Here is a 15,010-nt window from a genome sequence, read left to right as displayed (position 1 = left end):
CCGGCGGCGGGGGAGCGCTGACACCGTGGCCTCATCATCGCACAGCGCGGCGGTTCCGGTGTGCCGGTGCTGTGGTGTGCCAACCGGTGCGGTTACGGTGGCGAGGTGAGTTCTCCGGCCCGTGCCGGGCCGAGCCTGCAGGGAGGGCGAGTCGCGCATGGTGACCCGGTTGTCCGCGTCCGACGCGGCGTTCTACCGGTTGGAGAACACCACCACCCCGATGTATGTGGGCACGTTGCTGATCCTGCGCCGGCCGCGCGCGGGGCTGAGCTACGAAACCCTGTTGGCCACCGTCGAGGAGCGCCTTCCGCAGGTGCCGCGGTACCGGCAGAAGGTGCGCGAGGTCACCCTGCAACTGGCCCGGCCGGTCTGGATCGACGACCGGGACTTCGACATCACCTATCACGTGCGGCGCTCGGCGCTGCCGTCGCCGGGCAGCGATGAGCAGCTGCACGAACTGATCGCCCGGTTGGCGGCCCGTCCGTTGGACAGCGCCCGGCCGCTGTGGGAGATGTACCTGGTCGAAGGCCTGTCGGGCAACAGGATCGCCATCTACACCCGCAGCCACCAGGCGCTGGTCAACGGGATGCGGGCGCTGGAGATCGGCCACGTCATCGTCGACCGCAGCCAGCGGCCACCGGAGTTCGGCGAGGACATCTGGATCCCCGGCCGCGAACCCAGCACGTCGGATCTGCTCGTCGGAGCGCTCGGTGACTGGGTGGCCCGGCCGGTGGCGTCGGTCGCGGCGCTTCGTTCGGCGGTGACCGGGGTGGCCACCAACGCCGGGTACCTGGCCGACATCGGCCGCGGCGCGGTCAACACCGCCCGCACCCTGCTGCGCGGCACCGCACCGAGCAGCCCGCTGAACACCACCGTCTCCCGGCACCGCCGGTTCACGGTGGCCAGCGCCGGACTCGCCGATTTCCGCACCGTGCACGCCCGCTACGACTGCCACGTCCACGACGTGGTGCTGGCCGTGGTTGCCGGGGCGTTGCGCAACTGGCTGCTCTCCCGCGGCGAGCCGGTGCCCTCGACGGCCACGGTGCGCGCGATGGCCCCGCTGTCGGTCTACCCCGACGACGAGTTCGGTCCGTCGGGTCCCGGTCAGGCGATCAGCGAGGTGGCCCCGTATCTGGTCGATCTGCCGGTGGGGGAGGGCAACGCCGTGGTGCGGCTCTCCCAGATCGCCCACGTCACCGAGACCTACGCCCCCGCGGCGCGCCCGGTGGCCGCGCGCACCATCTTGACACTCTCCGGATTCGCTCCGTCGACCCTGCACGCCATGGGTATTCGAGTGGCCACCACCTATTCCGCGCGGGTGTTCAACCTGTTGATGACCAACGTGCCGGGACCGCAGACCCAGATGTATGTGGCCGGCACCAAACTGCTGGAGACCTACGCCGTGCCGCCCCTGTTGCACAACCAGGTGCTCGGCATCGGGGTCACCTCCTACAACGGCACCCTGTATTTCGGCATCAACGCCGACCGCGAGGCGATGCGCGACGTCGACATGATGCCGTTGCTGCTGCGCGAATCTCTCGACGAACTCCTGGAGGCGGCTCGGTGACTCCGACGAAGCCCGTGACCAAGAAGCTGCCCAAGAAGCTCTACAAGTCCGAATTACGCCGCCTGCAAACCGAATTCGTTCAACTTCAGGAGTGGGTGCGGGCAACCGGTGCGCGCATCGTGGTGCTGTTCGAAGGCCGTGACGCCGCGGGCAAGGGCGGGGCGATCAAGCGCATCACCGACCATCTCAACCCGCGTATCACCCAGGTGGTGGCCCTGCCGGTGCCCACCGAGCGCGAGCGTACCCAGTGGTACTACCAGCGTTACGTCGCGCACCTGCCGGCTGCCGGGGAGATCGTGCTGTTCGACCGGTCCTGGTACAACCGCGCCGGGGTGGAGAAGGTGATGGGGTTTTGCACCGACGACGAGCACGCACTGTTTCTGCGGCAGACGCCGGTGTTCGAGCAGATGCTCATCGAAGACGGAATCCTGGTGCGCAAGTACTGGTTCTCGGTCTCTCAGCGTGAGCAACTGAGTCGCTTCGCCGACCGCCGCGACGATCCGGTGAAACGCTGGAAAATCTCACCGATGGACGTGGAGTCGGTGAACCACTGGACCGACTACTCGCGCGCCCGTGACCAGATGATGGCGCACACCGACACCACCGTCAGCCCGTGGTACGTGGTGGAGTCGGAGATCAAACGCAACGCCCGGATCAACATGATGGCCCACCTGCTGTCGACGGTGGACTACCACGACGTCGCCCAGCCCGCGGTGACCCTGCCCGATGAGCCCGCCGACGCCCATTACGTGCGGCCCCCGCGTGACCTCTACACCTACGTCGACGACCGCGCCGCAGCGCTGCTGGCCGCCGCCGCCGAGGATTAGGGTCGGCGGATGCGCGTCTACATCCCGGTGACCCTGGCCATGCTGGCCGACCTGGTCGCCGACGGCGTGCTGCACGCGGTCAACGGCACGGCCTTCGCGGTGACCCCGGCGCTGCGGGAGGCCTACGCCAGCGGCGGCGACGAGGACCTCGCCGAGGTCGCGCTGCGCGAAGCGGCGCGGGCCTCGCTGCGGTTGCTCGCGGCAGCGGGGGATGCCGCAGCGGGGCTGCCGACCCGTCGGGCGGTGCTGGTCGCCGACGCCGACGACGTGCGGGCGCGCCCCGACCTCGACGACGCGGTGGTGCGCCTGGGCGCGCCGGTGCGGTTGACCGATGTGGTCGCCGCCTACGTCGACATCGCCGACGCCGAGCCCGCGGTGACCGCGGCGATCTCCGCGATCGACGCCGCCGATCTCGGCGACGAGGACGCCGAACTCACCGTCGGCGACGCCGAGGACCACGACCTGGCCTGGTATGCCACCCAGGAACTGCCGTTCCTGCTGGAGTTGCTGTGACGGCCGGGGCCGCAGAGCGGATCCGGAAACGGGGACTGGCCACCTAGCCGTAACCTACGGTACCGTAGGTTCTTGATGGCGAAGAAATACATCAAGGTCAATGCCAAGGTCGCCGACACCGTGCGCCCCACTGTGGCCGGCGCCGAGCGTCACCCCGGGTGGAATGCGGTGCGGTCGCTGGCCGCCCGGATCACCACGCCGCTGCTGCCGGACGACTACCTGCAGTTGGCCAACCCGCTGTGGTCGGCGCGCGAATTGCGCGGCAAGGTGCTCGAGGTACGCCGGGAGACCGAGGATTCGGCCACGCTGGTGATCAAACCCGGGTGGGGGTTCAGTTTCGACTACCAGCCCGGCCAGTACATCGGCATCGGGTTGCTCATCGACGGGCGCTGGCGGTGGCGGTCCTATTCGCTGACCTCGGCGCCGGTGGCCGGGGCGCGCCGCATCACCATCGGCGTCAAGGCCATGCGCGAGGGCTTTTTGTCCAGCCACCTGGTCGGCGGGGTCACCCCCGGCACGATCGTGCGGTTGGCCGCGCCGCAGGGCAACTTCATCCTGCCCGACCCGCCGCCGCCGGCGCTGCTGTTCCTCACCGCCGGATCCGGCATCACCCCGGTGATGTCGATGCTGCGCACCCTGGTGCGCCGCGAGCGGCTGGCCACCGCCGCCGAGACCGCCGACCACCGCACCACCGACGTGGTGCACCTGCATTCGGCGCGCAGCGCGGCCGAGATGATGTTCGGTGCGGAGTTGGCCGCCCTGGCCGAGGACCACCCGCAGTACCGGCTCACGGTGCGCGAGACGTCGCGCTCCGGCCGGCTGGACCTGAGCGCTGCCCAGGGTCGCGAGGTCCTGGACGCCGTGGTGCCCGATTGGCGGGCGCGGCAGACCTGGGCGTGCGGCCCGGAGGCGATGCTGGACGCCGCCGAGCGACTCTGGGCCGACGCCGGGATCCCCGAGGCGCTGCACCTGGAGCGGTTCGCGGTGTCGCGGGCCGCGCCGGCCGGGGTGGGCGGGCGCGTCACGTTCGCCCGCAGTGACAAAAGCGTGGAGGTCGACGCGGCCACCTCGCTGATGGACGCCGGTGAGGCCGCCGGGGTGCAGATGCCGTTCGGCTGCCGGATGGGGATCTGTCAGTCGTGCGTGGTGGGGCTGCTCGACGGGCACGTCCGTGACCTGCGCACCGGCGTCGAACACGACCCGGGCGCGCGGATCCAGACCTGCGTCTCCGCGGCCTCGGGCGACTGTGTCCTGGATGTCTGATCCGGGATATTTCACCGCTACCCACTAGTAACCTACGGCAACGTAGGTTACGCTACCGTAGGTATCCGAGAGGAGGGGTTTTGCGATGGCGATCACCGACATTCCCGCGTTCGCGCATCTGACCGAGGCGGACGTGGACAACCTCGGCGTCGAACTCGACGCGATTCGGCGCGACGTCGAAGACTCCCTGGGGGAGCGCGACGCACGCTACATCCGGCGCACCATCGCCGCCCAGCGCATCCTGGAGGTCAGCGGCCGGGTGCTGCTGGCCGCCAGCGCGAAGCGGTCGGCCTGGTGGGCCGGCACCGCCACGCTGGGGGCGGCCAAGATCATCGAGAACATGGAGATCGGCCACAACGTCATGCACGGCCAGTGGGACTGGATGAACGACCCGGAGATCCACTCCTCGAGCTGGGAGTGGGACATGACCGGCGCGTCCAAGCACTGGAAGTTCACCCACAATTTCCAGCACCACAAGTACACCAACATCATGGGCATGGACGACGACGTGGGCTTCGGCATGCTGCGCGTCACCCGCGACCAGCGCTGGCAGCGGTTCAACCTGTTCAACGTGCTGTTCAACACGATCCTGGCGATCGGCTTCGAGTGGGGTGTGGGCCTGCAGCACCTGGAGATCGGCAAGATCTTCAAGGGCCGCGACGACCGCCGGGCCACCTGGGTGCGGCTGCGCGAATTCCTCGCCAAGGCCGGCCGGCAGGTGCTCAAGGACTACCTGGCGTTCCCGGCGCTGACCGCGCTGTCGCCGGGGGCGACGTTCCGCTCGGTGCTCACCGCCAACGCGGTCGCCAACGTGATCCGCAACCTGTGGTCCAACGCGATCATCTTCTGCGGGCACTTCCCCGACGGGGCGGAGAAGTTCACCAAGGACGACATGGCCAACGAGAGCCAGGGGCAGTGGTACCTGCGTCAGATGCTCGGCAGCGCCAACATCGACGCCGGCCCGGCGATGCGGTTCTTCTCCGGCAACCTCTGCCACCAGATCGAACACCACCTCTACCCGGATCTGCCGAGCAACCGGCTCGCCGAGGTCTCGGTGCGGGTGCGCGCCCTGTGCGACAAGTACGACCTGCCCTACACCACGGGGCCGTTCCTGGTGCAGTACGCGCGCACCTGGCGCACGATCGCGAAACTGTCGCTGCCGAACCGCTACCTGCGGGCCACCGTCGACAACGCGCCCGAGACCCGCAGCGAGAAGATGTTCAGCGACCTGGGCCCCGGCTTCGCCTACCGCGGTCCGGGCCGGCGTCGCGGTCTCAAGAGCGCGATCGCCGCGGTGCGTGACCGGCGCCGCGCGGTGCGCGTCGAGTTCGACGACCTGGTGGCCTGAGCCTCGTCGCGAGAGTCCGTCCGCGCCGGCTACGGTTGCTGCTCACCGAGCACGGTGAGCAGCCGGCGGGCCGCCTCGACGCGGCGCGTCGCCGGGCCGTCGAGCGCATCGAGCGCGCAGTCGGGGTCCGACGGCGGGCCGAGGTGTCCGCAGCCGCGCGGGCAGTGCCCGATCGTCGCCGCCAGGTCGGAGAACGCCAGCAGCACATCGTCGGGCTCGATGTGGGCCAATCCGAACGAGCGGATCCCGGGGGTGTCGATCACCCAGCCGCCGTCGCGCAGCGGCAACGCCACCGACGCGGTCGAGGTGTGCCGGCCCTTGCCGATGCCCGACACCGCTCCGGTGCGCAGGCCGGCCTCCGGTACCAGCCGGTTGACCAGCGTGGATTTGCCGACCCCGGAGTGACCCAGCAGCACCGTGGTGGTGCCGGCCAGCAGCGCGGCGACCGCGTCGACCGGGTCGTCGCGGCCGGTGGTCACGATCTGCAACTGCAGGTCGGCGAACGGGGCCGCCACCGGTGCCGGGGACGCCAGATCGGTTTTGGTCAGACACAGGATCGGGGTCAGCCCGCCGGCGTAGGCCGCGATCAACGCCCGGTCGACCAGTCCGCTGCGCGGCGGCGGATCGGCCACCGCCACCACGATCAGCAGCTGCTCGGCGTTGGCCACCACCACCCGCTCGGTCGGGTCGGTGTCGTCGGCGGTGCGCCGCAGCAGGGTGCGCCGCGGGCCGCGCCGCACGATGCGCGCCAGGGTGTCCGGGCGCCCGGAGAGATCACCGACGACGTCGACGAGGTCGCCGACCACGATCGGGGTGCGGCCCAGTTCGCGGGCCCGCATCGCGGTCAGGGTGCGCGCAGGGTCCCCGCCGAGCGCGCACGTCCAGCGCCCCCGGTCCACGGCGGTCACCATCGCGCTGCGGGCGTCGGAGTGGTCGGGACGGATCTTGGTGCGCGGGCGTGAGCCGCGCCCGGAGCGGACCTTGACGTCGGACTCGTCGAAGTCGCCGGGTCTCACCGGGGTTCGCCACCGGCGAGCATCTGTGCCCAGAGCAGCTCGAAGCCGGGCAGCGTCTTGGCGGTGGTGGCGATGTCATCGACCTCGACCCCGGCGGTGCGCAGCCCCACAATGGCCCCGGCGGTGGCCATCCGGTGGTCGGCGTAGGCGCGCCAGACACCCGGGTGCAACGCGGTCGCGGTGATCACCAGCCCGTCGTCGGTCTCCTGGCACCGCCCGCCGAGGCGGGTCAGCTCCGCGGCCAGGGCGGCCAGCCGGTCGGTCTCATGACCGCGCAGATGCGCCACCCCGCTCAGCCGTGATGTCGAGCCGGGCCGGGCCAGCGCGGCCAGTGCGGCCACCGCGGGGGTGAGCTCACCGACCTCGTGCAAATCGACGTCGAACCCGTCGTAGTCGCCGACGCCGCGCACCTGCAGATACTCGTCGCTTCCGGTCACCTCCGCGCCGATCAGCCGCAGCAGCTCCACGATCCGTTCGGCGGGCTGCACGCTGTCGGCCGGCCAGCCGGCCAGCCGGACGGTGCCGCCGGTGACCACCGCGGCCGCCAGGAACGGCACCGCGTTGGACAGGTCCGGTTCGATCACCCAGTCGCAGGCGGTGACCGGGCCCGGCTCCACCCGCCACCGGTGCGGTTGGGTGTCGTCGATGTCGACCCCGGCGGCGCGCAGCATCCTCACCGTCATCGCCACGTGCGGCGCCGACGGCACACTCGCCCCGGTGTGCACCACGGTCAGCCCATCGCGGAACGCCGCGCCCGACAGCAGCAGCCCGGAGAGGAACTGGGAGGACGCCGAGGCGTCGATGCGCACGGTGCCGCCGGGGACCCCGCCGCGGCCGCGGATCACGAACGGCAGCGCGTCCCCGTCGATGGTGACCCCGAGCTCACCGAGGGCCGCCAGCAGCGGAGTGATCGGTCGCACCCGGGCCGCGGCGTCGCCGTCGAAGGTGACCGCCGCCTCGCCGAGCGCGGCCAGCGGCGGGACGAACCGCAGCACCGTTCCGGCCAGCCCGCAGTCGATCGTCGCGGCCGGCGGGGGCGCGATGGCGCCGTGCACCCGCAGCTGCGTGTCGACGCCGTCGACGTGCAGCCCCAGGGTGCTCAGTGCGGCGATCATCAGGTCGGTGTCGCGGCTGCGCAGCGCGCCGCTCAGGGTGGCGGTGCCACCGCCGGCCGCACCGAGCGCCGCCAGCAGCAGTGCCCGGTTGGTCTGCGATTTCGACCCGGGCACCCGCACCGTGGCGTGTACCGGGCCCGCCGCCGTCGGCGCCGTCCAGAAGGTCACCGCTCCATCCTGCCCTGCCGCACCGCTGAGCCGGCACCGGGCGGGCAGGCTCTGCCACCATGGACGGTGTGTGCGGACGATTCGCGGTGACCACCGATCCGGCGTTGCTGGCCGAAACGCTCGGGGCGATCAACGAGATCGACCCGGACACGCCCCGCCGCCCCGACGACCCCACCGCCGACGGTGGCGCCGCCAACTCTGCCGCCAACTACAACGTGGCGCCCACCACCGCGATCGCCACCCTCACCGCCGCTCACCGCGATGGCGACCTCGATGGCGACCTCGATGGCCACCTGGATGGCGACCTCGATGGTGACCGGGTCATCACCCGCCGGTTGCGGCGGATGCGGTGGGGCCTGGTGCCGCCGTGGGCCAAGGCCCGCCCCGACGGCACACCGGAGTCGACGCGGTTGCTGATCAACGCCCGCGCCGAGACCGTCACCACCTCGCCGGCGTTTCGGGCCAGCGCCGCGTCGCGGCGCTGCCTGGTGCCGATGGACGGCTGGTACGAGTGGCGTGCCGAGGCGCCTACGGTGGTGCACGGCCGCGCCACCCGGGCCGCCAAGACCCCGTTCTACTTCCACCGTGTCGACGGCCGGCCGCTGCTGATCGCCGGGGTGTGGACGGTGTGGAAACCCGCCGCGGGCGCCACCGCGCTGCTGAGCTGCACCCTGATCACCACCGCCGCGGTCGGGGCGGCCGCCGAGGTGCACGACAGGATGCCGCTGCCGATCGCCGCGGCCGACTGGGACCGCTGGCTCGACCCGGACCGCCCGGCCGATCCCGCCCTGCTCACCGGTGCGCCGGCGGTGGACGACATCGCGGTGCGGGAGGTGTCGACCCTGGTCAACAACGTCGCCAACAATGGCCCCGAGTTGATCGCGCCGGCCGGGCCGGCCCCCGGGCAGTTGACGTTGCTGTGAGCGTGTCGCGGTGACCGACGGTCAGGGTGCGCGGTAGCCGGGCGGGTTGACCGAATCGACCCACAGATCCACCCCGAGTTCGCCGCCGGGGGTGCAGTCATACACCGACAGGTCACGCACCCCGGAGTCGACCAGCACGTCCTCGCAGAGCAGGGAGTGCCCGCTGAACTCCGAGGCCGGTTTGGTCAACACGACGTAGGCGGCGTCGGCGTAGACCGCCGGTTTACGGGCCCGCGCCATCGCTTCGTCACCGCCGAGCAGGTTCTGCACCGCGGCGGTGGCCACCATCGTGCGCGGCCACAGCGTGTTGGAGGCGATCCCGTCGGCGCGCAACTCCTCGGCCATGCCCAACGCGCACAGCGTCATGCCGAACTTCGCCATCATGTACGCGGTGGGTTTGAGCCACTGCGGCTCCAGCCGGATCGGTGGCGACAGCGTCAAGATGTGCGGGTTGGCACTGTTTTTCAAATGCGGGATGCAGGCTTGGGAGACCGCGTAGGTGCCGCGCACCTGGATGGCGTTCATCAGGTCGAACCGTTTCAGCGGCACCTCGGTGATCGCGCCGAGGTTGATCGCCGAGGCATTGTTGACGCAGAGGTCGATACCGCCGAACTGGTCGACGGTCGACGCCACCGCCGCGGCGACGGAGTCCCCGTCGCGGATATCGCCGACGATCGGCAATGCCTGGCCACCGGCCTCCTCGATCTGGCGGGCCGCGGTGTAGACGGTGCCCTCCAGTTTGGGGTGCGGCTCAGCGGTCTTGGCGATTAGCGCCACGTTGGCGCCGTCGGCGGCCGCCCGGGTCGCGATGGCCAGGCCGATGCCGCGACTCGCCCCGGAGATGAACATGGTCTTGCCGTGAAGGGACATGGCGCCAGCCTAATGCCGGATCGCTGCGCAGGGCCCTAAACAGCGACGAGGTCGGCGGTGACCGCCTGGGTCAGCGCGATCAGGTCGGCGGGGGCCAGCGCCACGTCCCAGCCGCGTCGGCCGGCGCTGCACACCACCTGCGGCCAGCGCCACACCGAGGCGTCGACGACGGTCGGCAGCGCGCGCCGCTGACCGAACGGGGAGATCCCGCCCACCCGATACCCGGTGGCGCGCTGCGCCACCGCCGGATCGGCCAGCGCCGCCTTGGGTGCGGACAGCGCGGCCGCCGCCGCCTTCACCGACAGCCGCGCCGGCACCGGCAGCACCGCCACCGCCACACCGGCCGCCCCGGCGCCGGGCACCGCCAGCACCAGGGTCTTGAACACCTGCTCGGCGGCGATCCCGGCGGCGGCGAGCCCACCGACCGCCTCGGCGCCGAACGCGGTGACGTGCCGATCGTGATGAAAACGCAGCACCGTGTGCGGCACCTGCGCCGCGACCAGCGCGGTGATCGCCGGCGTCGCCCCGCCTGCCATCGGCTCAGCCTAAGCGCGCGGGACGGTGGGTTGCCGGGCCGGCCGGGAACACCGCACGGCGACGCGCTGTTGTCAGGGGAAGTCAATGTCGGGGAGGTCACCCCCGGAGACCGTGATCGGAGACCGTGGTCGAGGCCGGCGCCGGGCGTGGCGACCCGACCCGTAGGATCAGACGAAGGAGAGGTCCGGTGCTCACGGCGTGTCTACAACGCCCGACGGAAGGGGTGGTGATGGCCGACATCGACGATGCCGGCGCCACCCCGCCGCAGACCCCATCGCAGACCCCGCAACCGTCCCGTCAGGCAGCGGCGGTCACCGACCGCGCCCCCGATGAAACCGACGCCGAGCTGACTGCCCGGTTCGAGCGGGACGCGATCCCGCTGCTCGACCAGCTCTACGGCGGTGCTCTGCGCATGACCCGCAACCCCGCCGACGCCGAGGATCTGCTGCAGGAAACGATGGTGAAGGCCTACGCCGGGTTCCGCTCGTTCCGGGCGGGCACCAACCTCAAGGCGTGGCTGTACCGCATCCTGACCAACACCTACATCAACAGCTACCGCAAAAAGCAGCGCCAGCCCGCCGAGTACCCCACCGACGAGATCACCGACTGGCAGGCCGCGTCCGCGGCGGCGCACTCCTCCCGCGGGCTGCGCTCGGCGGAGATCGAGGCGCTCGAGGCGCTGCCCGACACCGAGATCAAGGCGGCGCTGCAGAAGCTGCCCGAGGACTTCCGGATGGCGGTGTACTACGCCGACGTCGAAGGATTTCCCTACAAGGAGATCGCCGAGATCATGGGCACCCCGATCGGCACGGTGATGTCGCGGCTGCACCGGGGGCGCCGACAGCTGCGCGACCTGCTCGCCGACGTGGCCAAGGATCGGGGATTCATCCGCGGGGACCAGGCTGCCGAGGAGGTGTCGTCGTGACCGACTTCGCATGTGGGTGCGGGTCGCCGGAGACCGGCGGCACCGAGAATCAGGTCGACTGTGCGGAGGTGATCGCCGAGGTGTGGACGCTGCTCGACGGTGAGTGCACCGCCGAGAGCCGCGACCGGCTGCGTCAACACCTGGAGAACTGCCCCGGCTGCCTGCGCCAGTACGGCGTCGAGGAGCGGATCAAGGTGCTCATCGCCACCAAATGCAGCGGCGAGAAGGCACCGGCCCGGCTGCGGGAGCGGCTGCGGGTCGAGATCAGCCGCACCACGATCATCCGCGGCTGACCCCGGCCGGCGGCGCCGACAGCTCAGGCGTTGGGACGTTTGCCGTGGTTGGCCTTGCTGTGCTTCCGGTCGCGCTTTTTGCGGCCACGCTTGCCCATGGGAATACCTCCGGTTCCGCGGTTGGGATGATGATCGGTCTACCGATCGCTGCCTTGATTGTCTCACGGCCGTCGGGGTGGGCTGTGTCCGCTTCCCTGTGACCGGTTGTGGTTCGATGTAGTCCAGCGTGATGACCGTGCAACGACCAGAACGAGCGGAGTGGGAATGGCCGAGGACGTTCGGGCGGAGATCGTGGCCAGTGTGCTCGAGGTCGTGGTCGGCGAAGGGGACCGCATCGAGGTCGGCGACACCGTCGTACTGCTGGAGTCGATGAAGATGGAGATCCCGGTGCTCGCCGAGATCGCCGGAACCGTCACCACCGTCAGCGTGGCGGTCGGCGATGTGATCCAGGCCGGGGACCTGATCGCGGTCATCAGCTGACCCCGGACGCCCGCGATGTCGACCCTCGGTGAGCTGCTCGCCGAACACACCGTGCTGCCCGGGGAGGCGGTCGACCATCTGCACGCGCTGGTCGGGGAGTGGCAGCTGCTGGCCGACCTGTCGTTCGCCGACTACTTGATGTGGGTGCGCCGCGACGACCGCGCCCTGGTCTGTGTCGCGCAATGCCGCCCCAATACGGCGCCGACGGTGTTGCAGACCGACGCGGTCGGCATCGTCGTCACCGCCGGGGACGTGCCGCTGGTCGCCGGTGCCTTCCGGACCGGGCTGATCCGCCATGCCGACGATGCCGTTCCGAGCACGGCGTGGCGGCCGACCGAGATGAGCGTGGAGGCGATCCCGGTGCGCCACGACGGGCAGGTGGTGGCGGTGCTGACCCACCAGGCGGCGGTGGCCGAGCAGCGCGGCTCCAGCCCGCTGGAGACGGCCTACCTGCGGTGCGCGAAGAACCTGGCGCAGATGCTGGCGGAGGGGACGTTTCCCAACGTGGCCGACAGCACGGTGTCGCGGTCGAGCCCGCGGGTCGGCGACGGGTTCATCCACCTCGCCGTCGACGGTTCGGTGCGCTACGCGAGTCCGAACGCGCTGTCGGCGTATCACCGCATGGGGTTGGCCTCCGAACTGGAGGGCCATGACCTCATCGAGCTGACCCGTCCGCTGATCTCCGATCCGTTCGAGGCCGCCGAACTCGTCGACCACGTGCGGGCCAGCCTGGCCGGGCGCGCCGGCATGCGCATGGAGGTCGACGCCGGCGGCGCGGCGGTGCTGCTGCGCACCCTGCCGTTGATGAGCGGTGCCGAGCCCAGCGGCGCGGCGGTGCTCATCCGCGACGTCACCGAGGTGAAGCGCCGGGATCGTGCGCTGCTGTCCAAGGACGCCACCATCCGCGAGATCCACCATCGGGTGAAGAACAACCTGCAGACGGTGGCGGCGCTGCTGCGTCTGCAGGCGCGCCGCACCACCAACCCGGAGGGGCGGGCCGCGCTGGCCGAATCGGTGCGCCGGGTCGCCTCGATCGCCCAGGTGCACGACGCGCTGTCGATGTCGGTGGACGAGGAGGTCAATCTCGACGAGGTGATCGACCGGATCCTGCCCAGCATGAACGATGTCGCCACCGTGGACTCGCCGATCCGGATCAACCGGGTGGGGGCGTTGGGGGTGCTCGACGCCGACCGGGCGATGGCGCTGGTCATCGTCATCACCGAACTGGTGCAAAACGCCATCGAGCACGCCTTCGACGCCACCGCGACCGAACGGGCGGTGACGATCCGCGCCGACCGGTCGGCGCGCTGGCTGCAGGTGGTGGTCCACGACGACGGGCGGGGGCTGCCCGCCGACTTCAGCCTGGAGAAAAGTGACCGGCTCGGGCTGCAGATCGTGCAGACCCTGGTCTCGGCCGAACTCGACGGCACCCTGGGCATGTCCGACGCGGCCGACGCCGACTCGGGCGGCACCGATGCCGTGCTGCGCATCCCGATCGGGCGTCGCGGGCGCCTGCCGCGGGTGCCGAGCTGACCCGGAGACGACGGTGGCCCCGAGACGAGTCTCGGGGCCACCGTCGTTGAGTTATCTGCTATCAGACGCTGCTGCGGGCCTTGGTCCGGGCGTTGCGCCGTTTGAGCGCGCGGCGCTCGTCCTCGCTCATGCCACCCCAGACACCGGCATCCTGGCCGGTCTCCAGCGCCCAACCCAGGCACTCGGTGACCACCGGGCAGCGCGCACACACCAGCTTGGCTTCCGCGATCTGCGCCAACGCCGGACCGCTGTTCCCCACCGGGAAGAACAGTTCCGGGTCCTCGTCGCGACAGACCGCTTTGTGGCGCCAATCCATAATCTCGTTACTCCTCACTGAGTGCGCAGCGCAGCGCACGGGCATTTATCTTCGGCTGTTATTCCGGGCGCAAAAAAGTCGCTGAACTGTTGCATCCGACCGTCCGATACTTGCACACGCTGGACAGATGTCAATAGAAACACATATGTCCGTGGGCTATATCACGTTCCCGTCACGGCGTTGACGCCGCCCCCGGGATGTGATGCCCCGATTTCCGGAGCCCGATTCGGCCGTACTACACTATGGGCGTCCGCACCGAAATCGACTGTCTTATTGCAGGTCAATAGGGGTTTTTGCGGGCGGTGCCACCACGCTCAAAGCATCCGGAACGGCGCGGAACGTCATGTCGCCGCGGTTGCCGATGTAGTCCCCGTCGATCTGGCTGGCGATCGGGGTGTCGTGGCTGATGACCCGCAGCCCGGCGACGTCGTCGTCGCGGATGAGGTGGTCGAACTCCAGCTTCGGTTTCTTGGCGAGCATCTGGCGGACCAGCCGCAGGCTGGGCAGCACCTTCATGCTGGTGGTGGCGAACACCCCCAGCCCGGTCTCGAACGTGGTCGCCGGGTTGGTCCACACCGGGCGGTTGTTGGCGTAGGTCCACGGGCTGGTGTTGGAGACGAACACGAAGTGCACCCCGGTGACCGGCTCGTGGTCGGGCAGGTGCAGCGTCAGCGTGGGGGAGCGCCGGCTGCTGGCCAGCACCGCCGGGACCGCGGCGCGCACGTAGCGCGACATCGTCACCCCGCGGCCTTTGCGGCGGCGCGCCTCCACCGCGGCCACCACCTCGCCGTCGACGCCCATTCCGGCGCCGAACACCGCCCACCGCTCGCCGCAGTCGATGAGTCCGACGCGACGCCAGCGCCGCGGGTCGCGCTGGCCCAACAGATCGATGAGCTGGTTGGTGGCCACCACCGGGTCGGCGGCCAGCCCGAGAGACCGGGCGAACACGTTGGCCGAACCGCCGGGCACCACCGCCACCGCCGGCACCGGCGTCTGCGGCAACGGCCCGGGCCGACCCAGCAGGCCGTTGACCACGCCGTGCACGGTGCCGTCGCCGCCGTGGACGATGACCAGGTCCGCCCCCTCGTGCACGGCCGCACGGGCGAGCTCGGCCTCGTGGCCGCGGTGATCGGTGTGCGCCACGGTCAGCGCCAAACGACTCTTCAACGCATGCACCAGCAGGTCACGCCCGGCGGGCGTGGTGGAGGTGGCGTTGGGGTTGACGATCAGTACGGCGCGCACGAGAGGAGTCTAGGGGCGTGGGCCCGCCGGGGCGCGCCGTGGGCGAGCGGGCTGACCGGCGCCGCGGTGCCGGC

At 70.6% G+C, this 15,010-nt stretch carries 17 protein-coding genes; 10 read left to right on the top strand and 7 right to left on the bottom strand.

Annotation, left to right across the window (positions count from 1 at the left end; genetic code table 11):
* Window positions 1-157 precede the first annotated feature (157 nt).
* From B8W67_RS04975 to B8W67_RS04955, 5 genes are all read left to right on the top strand, one after another.
* Window positions 158-1,567, top strand: coding sequence for a WS/DGAT/MGAT family O-acyltransferase (locus B8W67_RS04975; protein ID WP_085302535.1), 1,410 nt, complete (start codon window positions 158-160; stop codon window positions 1,565-1,567).
* On the top strand, window positions 1,564-2,394 hold the full coding sequence (ppk2, locus tag B8W67_RS04970) for a polyphosphate kinase 2 (protein WP_234806663.1): 831 nt from the start codon (window positions 1,564-1,566) through the stop codon (window positions 2,392-2,394). The genes B8W67_RS04975 and ppk2 overlap by 4 nt, the downstream gene beginning before the upstream one ends.
* Before the next feature lie 9 nt (window positions 2,395-2,403).
* The gene (locus B8W67_RS04965; protein ID WP_085302531.1) at window positions 2,404-2,907 is read left to right on the top strand and encodes a DUF6912 family protein; all 504 of its coding nucleotides are present in this window, start codon (window positions 2,404-2,406) and stop codon (window positions 2,905-2,907) included.
* Window positions 2,908-2,982: 75 nt separating this feature from the next.
* The gene (locus B8W67_RS04960) at window positions 2,983-4,170 is read left to right on the top strand and encodes a ferredoxin reductase (protein ID WP_085302529.1); all 1,188 of its coding nucleotides are present in this window, start codon (window positions 2,983-2,985) and stop codon (window positions 4,168-4,170) included.
* An 85-nt stretch (window positions 4,171-4,255) separates the two neighbouring features.
* Complete coding sequence (locus B8W67_RS04955; protein ID WP_069393327.1) at window positions 4,256-5,518, top strand: fatty acid desaturase family protein; 1,263 nt, start codon at window positions 4,256-4,258, stop codon at window positions 5,516-5,518.
* A 29-nt stretch (window positions 5,519-5,547) separates the two neighbouring features.
* Here B8W67_RS04955 and rsgA read toward each other — a convergent pair whose 3' ends face one another.
* Both rsgA and aroA read right to left on the bottom strand, forming a co-directional pair.
* Entirely contained in the window at window positions 5,548-6,534 is a 987-nt protein-coding gene (gene rsgA, locus B8W67_RS04950; protein WP_069393328.1) for a ribosome small subunit-dependent GTPase A, read from the bottom strand.
* On the bottom strand, window positions 6,531-7,817 hold the full coding sequence (gene aroA / locus B8W67_RS04945) for a 3-phosphoshikimate 1-carboxyvinyltransferase (RefSeq protein ID WP_085302527.1): 1,287 nt from the start codon (window positions 7,815-7,817) through the stop codon (window positions 6,531-6,533). Before aroA ends, rsgA begins: the two co-directional genes overlap by 4 nt.
* A gap of 68 nt (window positions 7,818-7,885) precedes the next feature.
* On the opposite strand from aroA, the gene B8W67_RS04940 reads away from it, so the two are divergent.
* Entirely contained in the window at window positions 7,886-8,740 is an 855-nt protein-coding gene (locus B8W67_RS04940) for an SOS response-associated peptidase (RefSeq protein ID WP_085302598.1), read from the top strand.
* A gap of 21 nt (window positions 8,741-8,761) precedes the next feature.
* Here the strand turns inward: B8W67_RS04940 and B8W67_RS04935 are convergent, their stop codons facing one another.
* Window positions 8,762-9,610 carry an SDR family oxidoreductase gene (locus B8W67_RS04935; protein WP_069393330.1) on the bottom strand — a complete coding sequence of 283 codons (849 nt, stop codon included), beginning with the start codon at window positions 9,608-9,610 and terminating at the stop codon, window positions 8,762-8,764.
* A 35-nt stretch (window positions 9,611-9,645) separates the two neighbouring features.
* Window positions 9,646-10,146, bottom strand: coding sequence for a YbaK/EbsC family protein (locus B8W67_RS04930; protein WP_085302525.1), 501 nt, complete (start codon window positions 10,144-10,146; stop codon window positions 9,646-9,648).
* A gap of 230 nt (window positions 10,147-10,376) precedes the next feature.
* Between B8W67_RS04930 and B8W67_RS04925 the strand changes: the two genes are divergently transcribed.
* Together B8W67_RS04925 and rsrA are read left to right on the top strand one after the other, a co-directional pair.
* Entirely contained in the window at window positions 10,377-11,072 is a 696-nt protein-coding gene (locus B8W67_RS04925; RefSeq protein ID WP_085302597.1) for a sigma-70 family RNA polymerase sigma factor, read from the top strand.
* Window positions 11,069-11,365 carry a mycothiol system anti-sigma-R factor gene (gene rsrA / locus B8W67_RS04920; RefSeq protein WP_069393332.1) on the top strand — a complete coding sequence of 99 codons (297 nt, stop codon included), beginning with the start codon at window positions 11,069-11,071 and terminating at the stop codon, window positions 11,363-11,365. Before B8W67_RS04925 ends, rsrA begins: the two co-directional genes overlap by 4 nt.
* A gap of 23 nt (window positions 11,366-11,388) precedes the next feature.
* Here rsrA and B8W67_RS21655 read toward each other — a convergent pair whose 3' ends face one another.
* Window positions 11,389-11,463 carry a 50S ribosomal protein bL37 gene (locus tag B8W67_RS21655; RefSeq protein WP_109470188.1) on the bottom strand — a complete coding sequence of 25 codons (75 nt, stop codon included), beginning with the start codon at window positions 11,461-11,463 and terminating at the stop codon, window positions 11,389-11,391.
* A gap of 166 nt (window positions 11,464-11,629) precedes the next feature.
* Here B8W67_RS21655 and B8W67_RS04915 point away from each other — a divergent pair, with 166 nt between their 5' ends.
* Complete coding sequence (locus B8W67_RS04915) at window positions 11,630-11,845, top strand: biotin/lipoyl-binding carrier protein (protein ID WP_069393333.1); 216 nt, start codon at window positions 11,630-11,632, stop codon at window positions 11,843-11,845.
* 15 nt (window positions 11,846-11,860) lie between these two features.
* Window positions 11,861-13,378 (top strand): two-component system sensor histidine kinase PdtaS, encoded by a 1,518-nt coding sequence (locus B8W67_RS04910; RefSeq protein WP_069393334.1) that lies wholly within the window; start codon window positions 11,861-11,863, stop codon window positions 13,376-13,378.
* Between the two features lie 61 nt (window positions 13,379-13,439).
* Here the strand turns inward: B8W67_RS04910 and B8W67_RS04905 are convergent, their stop codons facing one another.
* Window positions 13,440-13,694: a WhiB family transcriptional regulator gene (locus B8W67_RS04905; RefSeq protein ID WP_069393335.1), complete on the bottom strand. Its 255-nt coding sequence runs from the start codon at window positions 13,692-13,694 to the stop codon at window positions 13,440-13,442.
* A 270-nt stretch (window positions 13,695-13,964) separates the two neighbouring features.
* Window positions 13,965-14,936 carry a diacylglycerol/lipid kinase family protein gene (locus B8W67_RS04900; RefSeq protein ID WP_085302523.1) on the bottom strand — a complete coding sequence of 324 codons (972 nt, stop codon included), beginning with the start codon at window positions 14,934-14,936 and terminating at the stop codon, window positions 13,965-13,967.
* Window positions 14,937-15,010 lie beyond the last annotated feature (74 nt).

Origin of the sequence: Mycolicibacillus koreensis (assembly GCF_002104795.1) — a bacterium.
GTDB lineage: Bacteria > Actinomycetota > Actinomycetes > Mycobacteriales > Mycobacteriaceae > Mycobacterium > Mycobacterium koreense.
Note: the sequence above shows the minus strand (reverse complement) of the source record. Positions and strands in the feature narration are given on the sequence as shown.

What these genes read in the sequence shown, in the direction of transcription:
- B8W67_RS04935 (WP_069393330.1), bottom strand. Translation starts at nt 9,610, where the DNA reads ATGTCCCTTCACGGCAAGACCATGTTCATCTCCGGGGCGAGTCGCGGC.
- B8W67_RS04930 (WP_085302525.1), bottom strand. Translation starts at nt 10,146, where the DNA reads ATGGCAGGCGGGGCGACGCCGGCGATCACCGCGCTGGTCGCGGCGCAG.
- B8W67_RS04975 (WP_085302535.1), top strand. Translation starts at nt 158, where the DNA reads ATGGTGACCCGGTTGTCCGCGTCCGACGCGGCGTTCTACCGGTTGGAG.
- B8W67_RS04960 (WP_085302529.1), top strand. Translation starts at nt 2,983, where the DNA reads ATGGCGAAGAAATACATCAAGGTCAATGCCAAGGTCGCCGACACCGTG.
- B8W67_RS04925 (WP_085302597.1), top strand. Translation starts at nt 10,377, where the DNA reads ATGGCCGACATCGACGATGCCGGCGCCACCCCGCCGCAGACCCCATCG.
- B8W67_RS04910 (WP_069393334.1), top strand. Translation starts at nt 11,861, where the DNA reads ATGTCGACCCTCGGTGAGCTGCTCGCCGAACACACCGTGCTGCCCGGG.
- B8W67_RS04965 (WP_085302531.1), top strand. Translation starts at nt 2,404, where the DNA reads ATGCGCGTCTACATCCCGGTGACCCTGGCCATGCTGGCCGACCTGGTC.
- B8W67_RS04955 (WP_069393327.1), top strand. Translation starts at nt 4,256, where the DNA reads ATGGCGATCACCGACATTCCCGCGTTCGCGCATCTGACCGAGGCGGAC.
- B8W67_RS04915 (WP_069393333.1), top strand. Translation starts at nt 11,630, where the DNA reads ATGGCCGAGGACGTTCGGGCGGAGATCGTGGCCAGTGTGCTCGAGGTC.
- B8W67_RS04905 (WP_069393335.1), bottom strand. Translation starts at nt 13,694, where the DNA reads ATGGATTGGCGCCACAAAGCGGTCTGTCGCGACGAGGACCCGGAACTG.